The organism is Thermus brevis (assembly GCF_026427635.1).
Classification (GTDB): domain Bacteria; phylum Deinococcota; class Deinococci; order Deinococcales; family Thermaceae; genus Thermus; species Thermus antranikianii.
In genome coordinates this window covers 2,201,911-2,215,641 of record NZ_CP102606.1, presented here as the reverse complement: position 1 = coordinate 2,215,641, position 13,731 = coordinate 2,201,911, and the positions used below count along the sequence as shown (strand labels likewise).

At 65.4% G+C, this 13,731-nt stretch carries 14 protein-coding genes; 6 read left to right on the top strand and 8 right to left on the bottom strand.

Features of this window, described 5'->3' with window-relative positions; translation table 11 throughout:
* Positions 1–63: 63 nt before the first annotated feature.
* On the top strand, positions 64–1,377 hold the full coding sequence (gene trmFO / locus KQ693_RS11920) for a methylenetetrahydrofolate--tRNA-(uracil(54)-C(5))-methyltransferase (FADH(2)-oxidizing) TrmFO (protein ID WP_267261423.1): 1,314 nt from the start codon (positions 64–66) through the stop codon (positions 1,375–1,377).
* Here the strand turns inward: trmFO and KQ693_RS11915 are convergent.
* The 5 genes from KQ693_RS11915 to KQ693_RS11895 are packed head-to-tail and all read right to left on the bottom strand — an operon-like array spanning position 1,354 to position 6,891.
* Complete coding sequence (locus KQ693_RS11915) at positions 1,354–2,811, bottom strand: Mur ligase family protein (protein ID WP_267261422.1); 1,458 nt, start codon at positions 2,809–2,811, stop codon at positions 1,354–1,356. The two genes, trmFO and KQ693_RS11915, sit on opposite strands and share 24 nt — an antisense overlap.
* Positions 2,808–3,416, bottom strand: a complete 609-nt coding sequence (locus KQ693_RS11910; RefSeq protein WP_267261421.1) for a deoxynucleoside kinase — start codon at positions 3,414–3,416, stop codon at positions 2,808–2,810. Before KQ693_RS11910 ends, KQ693_RS11915 begins: the two co-directional genes overlap by 4 nt.
* Positions 3,417–3,429: 13 nt before the next feature.
* Positions 3,430–4,038 carry a deoxynucleoside kinase gene (locus KQ693_RS11905; protein ID WP_105316524.1) on the bottom strand — a complete coding sequence of 203 codons (609 nt, stop codon included), beginning with the start codon at positions 4,036–4,038 and terminating at the stop codon, positions 3,430–3,432.
* A gap of 20 nt (positions 4,039–4,058) precedes the next feature.
* Complete coding sequence (locus tag KQ693_RS11900; RefSeq protein WP_267261420.1) at positions 4,059–5,108, bottom strand: S1C family serine protease; 1,050 nt, start codon at positions 5,106–5,108, stop codon at positions 4,059–4,061.
* A gap of 4 nt (positions 5,109–5,112) precedes the next feature.
* Positions 5,113–6,891: an arginine--tRNA ligase gene (locus tag KQ693_RS11895; protein ID WP_267261419.1), complete on the bottom strand. Its 1,779-nt coding sequence runs from the start codon at positions 6,889–6,891 to the stop codon at positions 5,113–5,115.
* Positions 6,892–6,958: 67 nt separating this feature from the next.
* Here KQ693_RS11895 and KQ693_RS11890 point away from each other — a divergent pair, with 67 nt between their 5' ends.
* Positions 6,959–8,032, top strand: a complete 1,074-nt coding sequence (locus tag KQ693_RS11890; protein ID WP_267261418.1) for an RCC1 domain-containing protein — start codon at positions 6,959–6,961, stop codon at positions 8,030–8,032.
* Here KQ693_RS11890 and uvrC read toward each other — a convergent pair.
* Positions 8,004–9,803: an excinuclease ABC subunit UvrC gene (uvrC, locus tag KQ693_RS11885; protein ID WP_267261417.1), complete on the bottom strand. Its 1,800-nt coding sequence runs from the start codon at positions 9,801–9,803 to the stop codon at positions 8,004–8,006. The genes KQ693_RS11890 and uvrC overlap by 29 nt on opposite strands.
* A gap of 14 nt (positions 9,804–9,817) precedes the next feature.
* On the opposite strand from uvrC, the gene KQ693_RS11880 reads away from it, so the two are divergent.
* Complete coding sequence (locus KQ693_RS11880) at positions 9,818–10,780, top strand: dipeptidase (protein WP_267261416.1); 963 nt, start codon at positions 9,818–9,820, stop codon at positions 10,778–10,780.
* Here KQ693_RS11880 and KQ693_RS11875 read toward each other — a convergent pair.
* On the bottom strand, positions 10,763–11,167 hold the full coding sequence (locus KQ693_RS11875; protein WP_015717741.1) for a PaaI family thioesterase: 405 nt from the start codon (positions 11,165–11,167) through the stop codon (positions 10,763–10,765). The two genes, KQ693_RS11880 and KQ693_RS11875, sit on opposite strands and share 18 nt — an antisense overlap.
* 21 nt (positions 11,168–11,188) lie before the next feature.
* Between KQ693_RS11875 and KQ693_RS11870 the strand changes: the two genes are divergently transcribed.
* From KQ693_RS11870 to KQ693_RS11860, 3 genes are read left to right on the top strand one after another with little or no spacing between them, the layout of a single operon-like run.
* Positions 11,189–11,821, top strand: a complete 633-nt coding sequence (locus KQ693_RS11870) for an alpha/beta fold hydrolase (protein WP_015717740.1) — start codon at positions 11,189–11,191, stop codon at positions 11,819–11,821.
* Positions 11,818–12,183 (top strand): alpha/beta fold hydrolase, encoded by a 366-nt coding sequence (locus KQ693_RS11865; RefSeq protein ID WP_015717739.1) that lies wholly within the window; start codon positions 11,818–11,820, stop codon positions 12,181–12,183. Before KQ693_RS11870 ends, KQ693_RS11865 begins: the two co-directional genes overlap by 4 nt.
* 22 nt (positions 12,184–12,205) lie before the next feature.
* Entirely contained in the window at positions 12,206–12,646 is a 441-nt protein-coding gene (locus KQ693_RS11860; protein ID WP_015717738.1) for a hypothetical protein, read from the top strand.
* Positions 12,647–12,671: 25 nt separating this feature from the next.
* Here KQ693_RS11860 and truD read toward each other — a convergent pair whose 3' ends face one another.
* Positions 12,672–13,727, bottom strand: coding sequence for a tRNA pseudouridine(13) synthase TruD (truD, locus tag KQ693_RS11855; protein ID WP_267261415.1), 1,056 nt, complete (start codon positions 13,725–13,727; stop codon positions 12,672–12,674).
* Between the last annotated feature and the right edge of the window lie 4 nt (positions 13,728–13,731).

The window sequence follows — 13,731 nt, the reverse complement described above, 5'->3', positions numbered from 1 at the left end:
ATAGGGTCATTCTACCCGCCCTCGCCCTTTTCCCAAACCAGCCCGGGTGGTACCATCTAAAGGATGGAACGGGTAACGGTGGTGGGCGGAGGCCTGGCGGGAAGCGAGGCCGCCTGGACCCTGGCGCGGCTTGGGGTTCCCGTGCTCCTTTATGAGATGCGCCCCAAGCGCATGACCCCGGCCCACGCCACAGAAAAGCTGGCGGAGATCGTCTGTTCCAACTCCTTGGGGGGCGAGGGGCCTGCGAACGCCAAGGGGCTATTGCAGGCGGAGATGCGCCGGGCGGGAAGCCTGGTCATGGAGGCAGCCTTCAGGGCCCGGGTGCCTGCAGGAGGGGCCTTGGCCGTGGACCGGGAGGAGTTTAGCCAGTACATCACGGAGAGGCTTTCCCGGCATCCCCTGGTGGAGGTGGTGCGGGAGGAGGTGGCGGAGGTCCCTGAGGGCCTCGCCATCCTGGCCACGGGGCCCCTTACCTCCGACGCTCTCTCCGAGGCCATACGGCGCCGGTTTGGCGACCACTTCCTGAGCTACTTTGATGCGGCAAGCCCCATCGTCCTGTACGAAAGCATCGACCTGGAAAAGTGCTTCCGGGCCGGGCGGTACGGGCAGGAGGCGGACTACCTCAACTGCCCCCTGACCAAGGAGGAGTACCGGCGGTTCTACCAGGCCCTCCTCGAGGCCGAGGAGCACACCCCCCACGAGTGGGAGAAGCGGGAGTTCTTTGAGGCCTGCGTGCCCGTGGAGGAGCTGGCCCGAAGGGGCTACCAAACCCTCCTCTTTGGCCCCATGAGGCCCGTGGGGCTCAAGGACCCAAGGACCGGCAAGGAGCCCTTCGCCGTGGTGCAGCTTCGCCAGGAGGACAAGGCGGGGCGGATGTGGAGCCTGGTGGGGTTCCAGACCGGTCTTAAGTGGCCCGAGCAAAAGCGGCTCATCCAGATGATCCCGGGCCTGGAAAACGCCGAGATCGTGCGCTACGGGGTGATGCACCGGAATACCTACCTAAACGCTCCCCTCCTACTCCGGGAGACCCTGGAGTTTAAGGAGCAGGAAGGGCTTTTCGCCGCGGGGGTGCTGGCTGGGGTGGAGGGCTACCTGGAAAGCGCCGCCACAGGATTCCTGGCGGGCCTGAACGCCGCCCGGCGCTACCAGGGGTTAAAACCCGTGGCCCCGCCGGAGGAGAGCATGCTGGGGGGATTGGTCCGCTTCCTGGCCACCGCCAACCCCAAGGGCTTCCAGCCCATGTACGCCAACTGGGGGCTGGTCCCGCCGGTGGAGGGAAGGATGGCCAAGAAGGAGAAGCGGGAAGCCATGTACTATAGGGGCCTTAGGGCCTTCGAGGAATGGGTGGCTTCCCTAGGGATGCTCGCCTCCACCTAGGCCCAGGGCCTTAAGCCCTTCCAGGGCCACCGCCTTCTCGTCCCAGGGCAGGGCCAGGGTACCCCTTTCCAGGGTGCGCTCGTGCCCCTTGCCGGCAAGGAGCACGGTATCCCCTTCCCGGGCCTCGGAAAGGGCGCGGAAGATGGCTTCCTTGCGGTCGGGGATGATCTCGTAAAGGCCCCCCTCCTCCCTGGCGGCCTTGGCCAGGGCCTCGAGGATGGCCCGGAGGTCCTCCGTGCGGTGGTCCTCCTCGGTGAAAAAGGTCTTGTCGGCAAGCCTCGCCACCCGCCCGATATCCTCCCGCCTCCTCGGATCCCGTTCCCCGGCAGCCCCCACCACCAGAAGAAGCCTTCCCCGGGTGGTGGCCCGCAGGGTCTTTAGGGCCTCCTCCAGGCTTTTTCCCGTGTGGGCGAAGTCGATGACCACCTGGAAGGGCTTTCTCTGCACCACCTCCATCCGCCCCGGCACCCCCCTAAAGGTGGCGAGGCCCTGAAGCACCTTTTCCAGGGAAAGCCCATAGGCCAAGGCGGCGGCGCTGGCAGCCAGGGCGTTATCCAGGTTGTACCTCCCCAGCATGGGCAAAAAGGCTTCCCCCGAGCCCCAGGGGGTATGCAGGGTAAAGCGGAGGCCTTCCTCCTCTTCCCGCAAGCCCTCCCCCCACACCTCCCCACCCGGTCCGAAGAGAAGATGGGGCCTGGGAAGAAGGCGCTTCAGATGGGGCAGGCGGGTGTTTAAAACGGCCAGGTGGGAGCGCTCCACCAAAAGGGCCTTGGCGGCAAAGTAGGCCTCGGCGGTGCCGTGCAGGTCCAGGTGGTCGTCGGGGTAGAAGCTCACGAAGACCCCGATGCGGTAGGAAAGCTCCTCCACCCGCTTCAGGGCCAGGGCGTGGCTGGAAACCTCCAGCACCGCAGCCTCCAGCCCCCTCTCCACGGCTTCCCACAAAAACCCGTACACCTCGGGGGCCTCGGGGGTGGTGAAATGGCCGATGTTAGGGCGGGCCTCCTTTCCCAGGCGGAGGCCCACGGTGGAGAGGAGGGCGGCGGGTTTTTCGCCAGCTTGCAGGAGGTGGTGAAGGAGGCTTGCCGTGGTGCTCTTCCCCTTGGAACCGGTGATGCCCAAGAGGGCCAGTTTCCGGTCGGGTTCGCCGAAGAAATGGCGGGCCAGGTGGGCCAAGGCCTCCCGGGCGTCCCCCACCCGCAGGTAGGGCACGGGAAGGCTTAACTCCCTTTCCCCCACCACGGCGATGGCCCCCTTGGCCAGGGCTTCGGGGATAAAGTCGTGCCCGTCCAAGGGCTTGCGGTGGGGAAGGGGCACCCCAGGCACGGCCACGAAGACGTAACCGGGTTCCACCCGCCTCGAGTCCAGGGTGAGGCCTAAGACCCTAAGGGGCGGGGCCTTGAGGCCAAAGGGGGCGAAGAGTTCCTCGAGGGTCATGGCTGGATCCACAGGCGGAGGGCGGCAAGAAGGCTATCGCGGTCCTCCGCCCTTTCCACGAAGTCTATCCGGTCCGCCTCCACCACGTAGACGGGGGAGAGGTCCCAGGAGGCGATGAGTTCCTCGTAGAGGGTGTTGAGCCCGAGAAGGTAGCGGTCGGGGAGGTTTTGCTCAAAGGGCCTTCCCCGCTTTTTTATCCGCTCCCTTAAGGTGGGGAGGCTCGCCCGGAGGTAGATGAGAAGATCGGGCTTCCTGAGGGCTGGGGACACGCTCTGGAAGAGGTCCAGGTAGGTTCGCCAGTCCCGCTCCTTCAAGTGGCCTTCCCGGTAAAGGTTCTGGGCGAAGACCAGGGCGTCCTCATAGACCGTGCGGTCCTGCACCACGGCCCTCGCCCCGTTCACCTCCAGAAGGTGCTGGCGCACCCTTCTTGCCAGGAAGAAGACCTGGGAGTGGAAGGCGTAGGCCCCCATATCCCGGTAGAAGTCCTCCAGGTAGGGGTTTTCGCTCACCGCCTCGTACACCGGCTTCAGCCCGAAGGCCTCTGAGAGCAAAGCGGTGAGGGAGCTCTTGCCGCTACCGATGTTGCCGGCGATGGCCAGATACATGCTGGACCCTTCTTTAGGCGGTCCTGCCGTCCTGGGCAAGGTGGGTCTTCACCAGGGCCACCACCCGGTCCTGGTCGGGGCCGGGTTGGCTGTAGTCCAGCTGGTCCGCCTCGAGGACCAAGAGGGGATGGGCGTAGCGGGTAAAGTGGCGCTCGTAGGCTTCGGAGAGGGCCTCGAGGTAGGCGGGGTCCATCCCCTCCTCAAATGGCCTGCCCCGTTTCCGGATGCGTTCTAATAGCACCGGCACCGGGGCCCTTAGGTAGACCGTGAGGTCGGGCGGGGGGAGCTTCAAGGAAAGTTCCCGGTAAAGGTCCAAGTAAAGGTCCCACTCGGGGCCCTCCAGGTTGAGGCTCGCGAAGATGGCGTCCTTGTCAAAAAGGTAGTCGGCCACCACCCCGCCGAAGAGGGGTCTTTCCCGAAGGCGGGAAAGCTGCCGGTAGCGGGAAAGGAGGAAGAAGACCTGGGTCTTGAAGGCGTAGCGCTTTCGGTCCTGGTAGAAAAGGGGCAGGAAGGGATTTTCCTCCACCACCTCCAGAAGGGGCTCGGCCCCAAACCTTTGCGCAAGAAGCCGGGCCAGAGTGGTTTTGCCTGCACCGATGGGGCCTTCTATGGCGATGTACACGCTTACCTCCGCAAGGTAGCCTAACGGCTGGCAGGCCGGGCCACCATGGTGAGGGTGACCTCGAGCCTCCGTCCTTCCCGCCAAAGCGTTAGCCGCACCCGGTCCCCAGGGCGGTAGCGGGCGATGAGGCGGACCACCTCCGCCTTGCCCTTGACCGCTTTGCCGTTTACCGCCAGGATCACATCCCCAAGGGCGAGAAGCCTCCCCTGGGCATCCCGCTGGGCTCCCCTTAGGCCGGCCCGGGCTGCGGGGCTTCCGGGGTCCACCCGGTCCACCATGGCCCCCTGGGTGGTGGTGAGGCCCACCGCCCTGAGGAGCACCGGCGGAAGTTCATCCAGGCTAACCAGGCTGGCCCCCAGCCAGCCCCGCTGGGGGATGCCGAACCGCTCCAGGTCCTGGACGCTTTGGGCCACCAGATCCGCCGGGATGGCCACCCCAATTCCTCCCATCCCTGAGGGTCCTCCCACCACGTCCGCCACCACCCCCACCACCTCCCCTTGCAGGTTCAGAAGGGGGCTTCCCGAGTTGCCCACGGTGAGGGGGGCATCGGTGAAGAGGTATTCCCCCACCTCGGCTCCCACGCTGGGGTCGGGGGAGGGAACCTCGAGGGGGCCTATGCCGGAGAGGATCCCGTAGGAGGCCAAGGGTCCCTGGCCGAAGGGAAACCCCACCAGCACCACCCCCATGCCCAGGGGAAGGCTGGTGCTGGGGGTCTTGCTGAAGGCCAGCACCCGGGGAGCCTGGAGGCCGCGTACCGTGAGAAGGGCGATATCGATCCCGGGGTCCACGGCGAAGCGCTCCGCGGGGAAGGTGCGCCCGTCCGCCAGGCGCACGGTGAGGTCGGCCAAGTCCTGGACCACGTGGTAGTTGGTGACCACCCGGAAGGGACTCACGAAGAACCCCGTGCCCACCACCTGGTTCTCCCCAGGGGCGGTGGGGGAGCCCTGGACCCGGACCACTGCGGGCAGGGCCTTTTGGATCACCTGGCTTCGGGCCACCTCCTCGGGGGAGACTAGGCGCTGGCCCAGGGCCAAGAGGGAAAGGAGGAGGGCGGCGAGGACGAGGCGCATGCCCTTACATTACCTCAGGGGCGGGGATACCCAGGAGGGAAAGCCCCGTCTTCAAGGTTTCTTGCAGGCTCCTCACCAGGCCAAGGCGGAGTTCCCTCAGGCCCGGGGGTGCCGTGAGCACCGGGGTGGCGGGCCTCCCGTCCTCCTTGGCGTTGTAGTAGGCGTTCCAGCTGGCGGAAAGGTCCAGCAGGTACTGGGCTAGAACATGGGGGGTCTTCTCCTCGGCAGCTTCCAGCACCGCCTCCTCAAAGTCCAGGAGGGCCAGGGCCAGTTCCCGCTCGTACGGGGTGGCCTGGGCAAGGTCTATCTCCCCCCACTCCCCGGCCTTGCGCAGGATGCTGTGGGCCCTGGCGTGGGCGTACTGGACGTAGGGGCCCGTATCCCCTTCAAAGGAAAGGGCCTCGGCGTAGCGGAAATCGATCTGTTTCCTGGGCTCGGTCTTCACCATGGCAAAGCGGATGGCCCCCAGGGCCACCATCCTGGCCGCCTCTTCCTTGGCGGGGTGGTCGGGGTTTTTCTCCTCTATCACGGCAAGGGCCCGCCTTTCCGCTTCCTCCAGGACCTCATCCACGCTCACCGCCAGGCCCTTGCGCCCGGACATCTGCTTGCCTTCCAGCAGTACGGTTTCATAGGCCAGGTGGAAGGCACCCTCCGCCAGCTCGAGGTGCCCCGCCAGGGCCAAGGCCGCCCGCACCAGGGCCTGGGGGTGGCTTTGGCGCACGTCGATGACGTTGATGGTTTCCCGGGCCCTGGGAGTGTAGGGTTCCCCCTGGGGGGCGCTGGTTCTCAGGGCCGGGTAGTAGGGGTTCTCGTAGGGCTGAAAGTACAACCCCTCCAAAAGGCCCATCTTCCAGAACTGGAAGGCGATGTCCTTGGCGTAGTAGGTGGCGGCTCCCCCGGAGCGCACCAGGACGAAGTAGGGGTCTTCCAGCCCGGGGATGAAGGGGCTTGCGTCCATGACCAAGGCCCCCGCATACTTGCCCTCCGTGGGGCGGAAGACGTGGGGACTCTGTTCCAGGATCCTCAGGGCCTTTTCCAGAAGCCCCGCCCGAACGATGTCGGATTCCCAGACCAGAAGATCGTAATGAGCGTTCAGGGCCTTCATGGTGGCCATCTGGGCCAGGAGGATGCGGTTGACGTCTTCCCTGAGCTCCCCCCGCTCCAGGGCGTGAAGGACTTCCTCTATGCCCCACTGCAGGTTGGGGTACTCGGGGTCCTGGTGGAGGCGCACGTAGGCCTTGCCGGCGAAGTGGTCGTACTTCTCCTTCTCGTCCCAGGTGAGGCCGTAGTGCCTTAGGGCGAAAAGGGTTTCCGCCGCCTGGCGGCCCGTGTCGTCAATGTAGTTCAGGACCAGGACGCTCCGCCCCGCATAGTCCAGGATGCGGGCCAGGCTGTCCCCCAGGGCGATATTCCGCAGGTGGCCCACGTGGAGCTCCTTGTTGGGGTTCACCGAGGTGTGCTCGATGAGCACCAGGCCTTCCCTCTTTGGGAAAGGCTCCTTGGGCCTCAGGGCCTCCTTGAGGAGATCCTCCGTACGGATGCGGAAGTTCAAGTACCCCCCCACGGGGATGACTTCCTCCACGAAAGGGGGAAGGTCCAGGCGGGCCTTGAGCTCCTCGGCGATGGCCTGGGGGGGTTTCCTTAGCTCCTTGGCTAGGGCGAAGAGGGGAACCCCGTAGTCCCCGGGCTTGTCCTTGGGGGCCTTGGCCACCTTGAGACGGAGGTCCAGGCCCATCTCCTTGAGGGCTTGGTGAATGGCCTCTTCCAGGGCGCGGCGCACCATCAGGGGGTTATCTTACCCCAGGTGTTTAAGGTGGCTTTAGGCGACCCTGGTTAGCCTAGGAATCAGAATGGGATGGCAACGGTGGGGTGGGTTAACGCTCTTGTTCCTGGGGGTAGCCCTTTCCCAGGGCATGCTGGCGGCGGGTTCTGGGCATAGCCTCTTCCTTAAACAAGGCGTGGTTAAACTGGGCACTTTGTGGGGATGGGGCTGGAACTACCATGGCCAGCTAGGGGACGGAACCTTCTTAAATCGTAACCGCCCGGTGCTTTTGCTGCAGGGTGTGGTAACTGTGGCGGCGGGCGAAGCCCATACCTTGGCCTTGGACCCCGAGGGAAGGGTGCTGGCCTTTGGCCGCAACGAGGAAGGCCAGCTGGGCTTGGGTTCCTTGGCCAGCCAAGGCCGGCCGGTGCGCGTGGAGGGCTTGCCCAGGATTGTGGGTGTGGCGGGGGGCTACCAGCACAGCCTGTTTCTGGCGGAGGACGGGGCGGTGTACGCCTCCGGGGCCAACGTGGAGGGCCAACTAGGCGATGGCACCTACGAGATGCGGAAGTCCCCGGTGCGGGTTCAGGGGCTTCCCCCGGTAATGGCGGTGGCGGCGGGGTACTTCCACTCCTTGGCCATCACCCGCGAGGGGCAGCTTTACGCCTGGGGGGCCAACCTTTCAGGTCAGCTGGGGGACGGCACGGTGGAGTCCCGCTCCAGGCCCTTGTCGGTGGAGGGTCTATCCCAGGTGGTCCAGGCTGTGGGCGGAGGTAACTTCAGCGCGGCCCTTTTGGCGGATGGCTCGGTGTACGTTTTCGGCTTGGATTCCGCCACGCCGAGGCGGCTTGAAGGCCTGCCGCTAATAGTGGCCTTGGCAGCGGGCCGGGAGCATCTCCTCTGCTTGACCCAGGAGGGGGAGGTGTGGGCCTTGGGCGCCAATGAGGCCGGCCAGCTGGGGGATGGCACCCACGAGTCCCGCCTCGAGGCCCGTCGGATAGAGGATTTAAAGGGGGTTGTGGCCTTGGCCGCAGGGGACGCCCATAGCCTGGCCCTGACCAGGGAGGGCATCCTTTACGCCTGGGGAAAGAACGAGTACGGGCAACTGGGCGACGGGACCCGGGAAAACCGCCTCAGGCCGGTGGTGGTGAGGTTTCCTTAGGGGGGTTTTCCAAAGCGGCCTTTAAAGCCTCGGCAGCTTTTCGGTTCATGCCCGGCAGGCGGGCAAGCTCTTCCAAAGGTGCTTCCTTTAAGGCCTTAAGCCCCCCGTAGCGCTCCAAAAGAAGGCGCCTTCTCGCCTCCCCGATGCCGGGGATGCCCTTTAGCACCTGGAAAAGTTCCTGGCTCCTTCGCTTTTGGTGGTAGCGGAGTCCGTTTTGGTGGGCCTCGTCCCGAAGGTGGATGAGGAGCTGGAGGGCAGGGTGGGTTAGGGGCAGGCGGATCTCCCGGCCCTCTTGGGTGATGAGGACCTCCTCCTTCTTGGCCAGGCCCACCAGGGGGAGGTTCAGGCCGGCCCTTTCCAAAGCCCGGGCTGCCGCCCGCACCTGGCCTAGCCCGCCATCGATCAGGAGGAGGTCGGGGAGGGGCAGGTCCTTTAGGCTTCCCGTGAAGCGCCGGTATACCCCCTCCTCCATGGCGGCGTAGTCGTCGTTTCCTGCCTTCAGGCGCATCCTGCGGTACTCCGCCCTCTTGGGCCTGCCCCCCTCCAGGACGGCCATGGAAAAGACCCGGGCCTCCCCCTGGAGGTGGCTTACGTCGTACCCCTCGAGGCGATGGGGCCTTTGGGATAGCCCCAGGATCTCCTGTAGGGCCTTTAGGGCGGGGTGGTCCCCCCGCCTTTCCCGTTGCTTGAGCTCGGTTTCCAGGGCCAGGCGGGCGTTCTTCTCCGCCAGCTCGAGAAGCCTTACCTTCTCCCCCTTTTTGGGCACCCTTAGCTCCACCCTCCGCCCGGCGCGGCGGTGAAGGAGGGCTGCTAGGCTTTCCAGATCCTCCAGGGGGAAGGGCAGCAGGATCAGGGGGGGTAGGGGGGAAGCCTCCAGGTAGTAGTCCCGCAGGAAGGCCCAGAGGATTTCCTCAGGGCTCGCTTCCTCCTTTTCCACCACCCCGCTGATGCGGCCCAGGATCCGCCCTGAGCGCACCTGGTAGAGTTGCACCACCGCCAAAGGCCCTGCCTGGGCCAAGCCCAGGAAGTCCAGGTCCCCCATCTCCGGGTCAAAGGCTTGCTGGGCGGTGGAGAAGAAGGCCCTTAGGGCCTCCATTTGATCCCGGATTTCCGCTGCCCGCTCAAACTCTAACCTCTGTGCGGCTTCCCGCATCTTGGCTTCCAGCTCCCTTAGGAGCCCATCCACCTTTCCCTCCAGCACCGCCTCCACCTGGCGTACCACCTCCTGGTAGGCCTTGGGGTCGGCAAGGCCCACGCAAGGGGCCAGGCAGCGGCCCATGCTGTAGTTCAGGCAGGGGTAGCGCCTTTTTTTCATGGGGTAGCCGGAGTTCTTGCGCAAGGGGAAAAGGCGGTCTATCAGGGTCTTGATGCGCCTTAGGGCGCTGGCTTCGGGGAAGGGGCCATAGTACTTGGCCCCATCCTCCTCCACCCGCCGCACCACCAAAAGGGTAGGGAAGGGCTCCTGGGTGAGCTTTAAGAAGGGGTAGTGCTTGTCGTCCTTGAGAAGGACGTTGTAGGGGGGGCGGTGGGCCTTGATGAGGTTGGCCTCGAGGAGAAGGGCCTCCACCTCGTCCCGGGTGGCGATGAAGTCCAGGCCTGTGGCCTCCTCGGCGATGCGCCTGGCCTTGCCCTCGGCGTGGAAGTAGCTCCGCACCCGGGCCCTTAGGCTTTTGGCCTTGCCCACATAGAGGACCTCCTCTTCCCGCTTCCAAAGGTAGACCCCAGGGGCCTCAGGGAGAGGAGGAAGCTCGGCAAGCCGCACGCCTCCCATTGTAGAGTTCCCCTATGGAGCCCGTCATGGTGGACGCCCACCTGGATTTGGCCTACAACGCCCGGATCCTGGAGCGGGACCTCTCCCTACCCCTGGACCGCCTTAGGGAGGTGGACCCCCATCCCGAAACCCCCTTGGTGACCCTGGAAAGCCTTAGGGAGGCCCGGGTGGCAGTGGCCTTCGCCACCTTGTTCGTGGACCCCAGGGAAGGGGGCCTCGAGGACTGGCAGGAGGAGGTGTACGCCCAGCTGGCCCTCTACGAGGCCTGGGAGGCCAAGGGATGGATGAGGATCCTCCGCCACGGAAGGGATCTGGAGGCGCACCTCGCCCGTCACCGGGAGGACCGGATCCCGGGCCTGGTGCTCCTCCTGGAAGGCGCCCATGCCCTCGCCTCCCCTGAGGAGTTGGCTCCGTTGCGGCAAAGGGGCCTCAGGATGCTTTCCCTCACCTGGGCCACCCGGAATGCCTACGCAGGGGGCAACGCCGAGGAGGCTCCCCTGACCGACTTGGGAAAAGCCCTTTTGCGGGAAATGGAGGGCCTGGGAATGGCCCTGGATCTCTCCCACCTAGCGGAGGAAGCCGCCTTCCAGGCCCTGGAGGTCTTCTCGGGCCCGGTGTGCGCCACCCATGCCAACGCCCGGGCCCTGATGCCCTCCCCCCGCCACCTCTCCGACCGGCTCATGGAGGCCCTAAGGAAGCGGGATGGGGTTTTGGGCTTGGTGCCCTTCAACGCCTTCTTGGACCCCGGTTGGAAGCGGGGCGATCCCAGGCTTCCCCTGGAGGCTTTTCTCCGCCACAAGGTCCATGCGGAAGCCCTCCTGGGCCCCAAGAGGGTGGGCCTGGGCACGGACTGGGATGGGGGATTCGGCCTCGAGGCGGTTCCCCTGGGGCTGGACCGCCACCGGGACCTTTGGTCCTTAGGGGACGAGGCGTTCCTGGGGGAGAACTGGCTTCGCTGGCTACGCTCCTGGTTCTAGGGGCACCACCGCCAGGGTGCACCGGCTTGCCGCCACCAGCTTTCCCTCCTCGTCGTAGACCTTGACCTCCCACACCTGGGTGGTGCGGCCCACGTGCAGGGGCCTGCCCACGGCCCGGATGGTGCCCTGGCTTTTCCTGCGGATGTGGTTGCAGTTGATCTCCAGGCCGAAGGCGGCATGCCCTGGCGGGCAGTTGAGGAATCCCCCCACGCTGGCCACGCTTTCCGCCAGGGCCACCGTGGCTCCCCCGTGGAGGAAGCCAAAGGGCTGGTGCACCCTGGGGGTCACCTCCAGCTCGGCCACCACCTCCTCCTTTTCCAGCTTCAGGTAGCGCACCCCCAAGGTGGCATCCAGGGTTTCCCGCTGGGGAATGGTTTTTCCTTCCATGCCTTGGAGTATAAAGGGGGCGTGGGCGAGATACGGCTTTTTCCTGGGCTTCTTTCCCCCCCGGCGGGGCTGGAGTTTTTCCTGGACCTCCCCTCGGAGGAGGGGCTTCACCTGATCGCCTTTGCGGAAGGGGCCCTTGCTGCCTTGAAGGTGGCCTTCCAGGAGGGGGCGAGAAGCCTGGTGCTCCTTTCCCCCATCCTGCGGCGGGATGCCCTTCTTTCCGCCAAGCTTGCGGCCTTAAGGCTGGGCCTCGAGGCCCGGGGGAAGGAGGGGTTTGCCCAGGTGGGCCGGGCCCTCTTCTTCGGCCCAAAGGCGGTGGGGAGCGAGGAGATCTTCGCCGCCTGGAAGGAAGGGCTTTCGGAGGAAGGGGTGCAGGCCTGGCTGGCCCTTATGGAAGGGCTTTCCGATGAGCGCCGCTGGCTTAGGGGCACGGAGGCCCGGATCCTGGTGGTCCAGGGGGCCTGGGATGCCTTTACCCCGCCTTTTTACGGCAGGGAGGTGGCGGACTTCGCCAAGGGGGAGGCCTTGCGCTTCACCCTGGAGGAGGCGGGCCACCTGGTGCCCTGGGAGGCCAGGGAGGAGGTGGTGGACCTGGTGGCGGATTTTCTCCTGGGGGAAGCTTTCCGTCCCTTGCCCGGAGGCCTTGCCCTATGAGGCGAACCGGGTACCTTCACCTCTATGGGCTCAACCTGGTTTTCGACCGGGTGGGAAGGGGTCCAGGGGTGCTCCTCCTGGCGGAGGAGGCAAGGGCCTGGCCCGAGGTTCTTCCGGAGGGGTATACCTTCTATCTTTTGGACCTCCCGGGCTACGGCCGCACGGGCGGGCCCAGGATGGCCCCGGAAGAGTTGGCTGAGTACGTGGTGGGTTTTCTGGTCATGCTCAACCTGGGTTCTCCTCCCATCCTGGTCCGGGGAATAGGGGAGGCGGTGGGTGAGGTGCTTAGGGATAGGGGGTATAAGGTGTTCTCTGGAGTTTCCCTAGAGGAAGGCTTGAAAAGTGTCATGGGTATGGGGTAGTATGCACAGGGGAGGTATGGGTATGCGGAGGATTCTGGGTGTTTTGATGGTGGCCTTCGGCTTGGGTCTGGCGCAGTTTTCCGTGGAGAACTTAAAGCCCTCCCTGGCGGCGGTGGGGGGTACCCAGGGCTTTGGCCTCGAGGCCTCCTGGCACTGCCAGCTCTTCCAGCCCCCTGTGGGGGAGGTGCGGCCGGCTTTGGACGTGGGTTATGACGTGAACGGAAACTGGAACGGGGCCTTCCTCTTCCGCTACCTCTACCCCCTGGCCGAGGGTTTGAAGGGGGGCGTGGGGCTTGGGGTGGTCATCCCTGGCTTCCAGTTCGGCAACACCAGCCTCTACTTCCGGGCGGATGCCGAGTATGACCTCAAGGCTACCTTAGGGGCGCCGCTTTTCCTGGGCGGGGACCTGGGTGTCGCCGCTGGCAAGCTGGCGGCCCAGCTCAAGGTGGGCTACCGCTTCTAGCGGCTACCCAGGGCTGGGGGAGGGTTTAGCCCTCCCCCAGGGCTTCTTCCTCTTCCGGTGCATCCACCTCCACCTTCATCACCTCCCTTAGGAGGCTGGTGGCGTAGCTGCCCTTGGGCAGGAAGAAGGTCAGCCAAAGCCCTTCCGGGGTTTCCTCCAGGGTCCACTCCGTAAGGGGGATGCGGATGGGCCTCCTGGCCCCCCGGCGGGCGCGGAACTCCTCCCGCTTCAGGTCATAGCGGGCCAGGATCTCGTCCTCCAGGGCCCTGGCCTTCCCCTGGGCCTCCGGGTACTTCTTGCCGAAGAGGGGCCCGGTGGCGCTGATTTCCAGCCTCAAGGCCCTTTCCGCCTCCTCCTCCCGCTCCACCAGAAACTCCCCCCCGGTGGCGTGCTTCTTGGCCCAGTCCCCGGGGATGACCCGGTCGTAAAGCCCCCTTTCCATCCTTAGGGCCACCCAGTCGTTGAAGAGGAGGCTTTGCAGGCTTCCAATCAGGAAGCGCTTAAGCCAGGGATTTCCCCTTCCCTTACCCTTCTTCACCAGCTCATAGCCCTTGACCGGGTTCTGCCCGCCGAGGCCAAAGCGCTGGGGGCCGTAGTAGTTGGGAATGCCCTTGGCCTCGAGGGTCTTCAGGATGGCCCGGGCTCTCTCCACATCGTGGGCCCCGCGAATGAGAATGCGGAAGCGGTTTCCCTTGAGATGGCCCGTGCGCAGCTTGTTGGTGTGCAGGTTGGCTTCCAGAAGCCGGGTTCCCTTAAGGTTTTCCAGCAAGCAGAGGGCATCCTCGTGTTTGCGGGGGATGGAGAACCACTGCCGGGTTTTCGCGCGCTTGTCCTTTAGCCCCGCCACCCCGATCTCCTTTTCCGGGACCCCCACCTCGTCCCGCAGAAACTCCACCACCTGGCGGGTGGTTAGGCCTTCCTTCTCCAGGAGGAAGTAGAGGTGTTCCCCTTCCCCGCTGGGCAGGTAGGCGGGCACCTCCTCCACCTGGAAGTCCTGGGGAAGGAGGCGGATCGTACCCCCCACGCCGGGAAGATCCTGGGTGAGGTAGGGGTAGCGCCCGGGGCGAAAGACGAGGTCCATCCCC

Excerpts from the sequence above, each read along its gene's own strand:
- KQ693_RS11890 (WP_267261418.1), top strand. The coding sequence starts at position 6,959 with ATGGGATGGCAACGGTGGGGTGGGTTAACGCTCTTGTTCCTGGGGGTA.
- KQ693_RS11865 (WP_015717739.1), top strand. The coding sequence starts at position 11,818 with ATGAGGCGAACCGGGTACCTTCACCTCTATGGGCTCAACCTGGTTTTC.
- KQ693_RS11910 (WP_267261421.1), bottom strand. The coding sequence starts at position 3,416 with ATGTATCTGGCCATCGCCGGCAACATCGGTAGCGGCAAGAGCTCCCTC.
- KQ693_RS11860 (WP_015717738.1), top strand. The coding sequence starts at position 12,206 with ATGCGGAGGATTCTGGGTGTTTTGATGGTGGCCTTCGGCTTGGGTCTG.
- truD (WP_267261415.1), bottom strand. The coding sequence starts at position 13,727 with ATGGACCTCGTCTTTCGCCCCGGGCGCTACCCCTACCTCACCCAGGAT.
- KQ693_RS11875 (WP_015717741.1), bottom strand. The coding sequence starts at position 11,167 with ATGGAAGGAAAAACCATTCCCCAGCGGGAAACCCTGGATGCCACCTTG.
- KQ693_RS11915 (WP_267261422.1), bottom strand. The coding sequence starts at position 2,811 with ATGACCCTCGAGGAACTCTTCGCCCCCTTTGGCCTCAAGGCCCCGCCC.
- trmFO (WP_267261423.1), top strand. The coding sequence starts at position 64 with ATGGAACGGGTAACGGTGGTGGGCGGAGGCCTGGCGGGAAGCGAGGCC.
- KQ693_RS11880 (WP_267261416.1), top strand. The coding sequence starts at position 9,818 with ATGGAGCCCGTCATGGTGGACGCCCACCTGGATTTGGCCTACAACGCC.
- uvrC (WP_267261417.1), bottom strand. The coding sequence starts at position 9,803 with ATGGGAGGCGTGCGGCTTGCCGAGCTTCCTCCTCTCCCTGAGGCCCCT.
- KQ693_RS11895 (WP_267261419.1), bottom strand. The coding sequence starts at position 6,891 with ATGGTGCGCCGCGCCCTGGAAGAGGCCATTCACCAAGCCCTCAAGGAG.
- KQ693_RS11900 (WP_267261420.1), bottom strand. The coding sequence starts at position 5,108 with ATGCGCCTCGTCCTCGCCGCCCTCCTCCTTTCCCTCTTGGCCCTGGGC.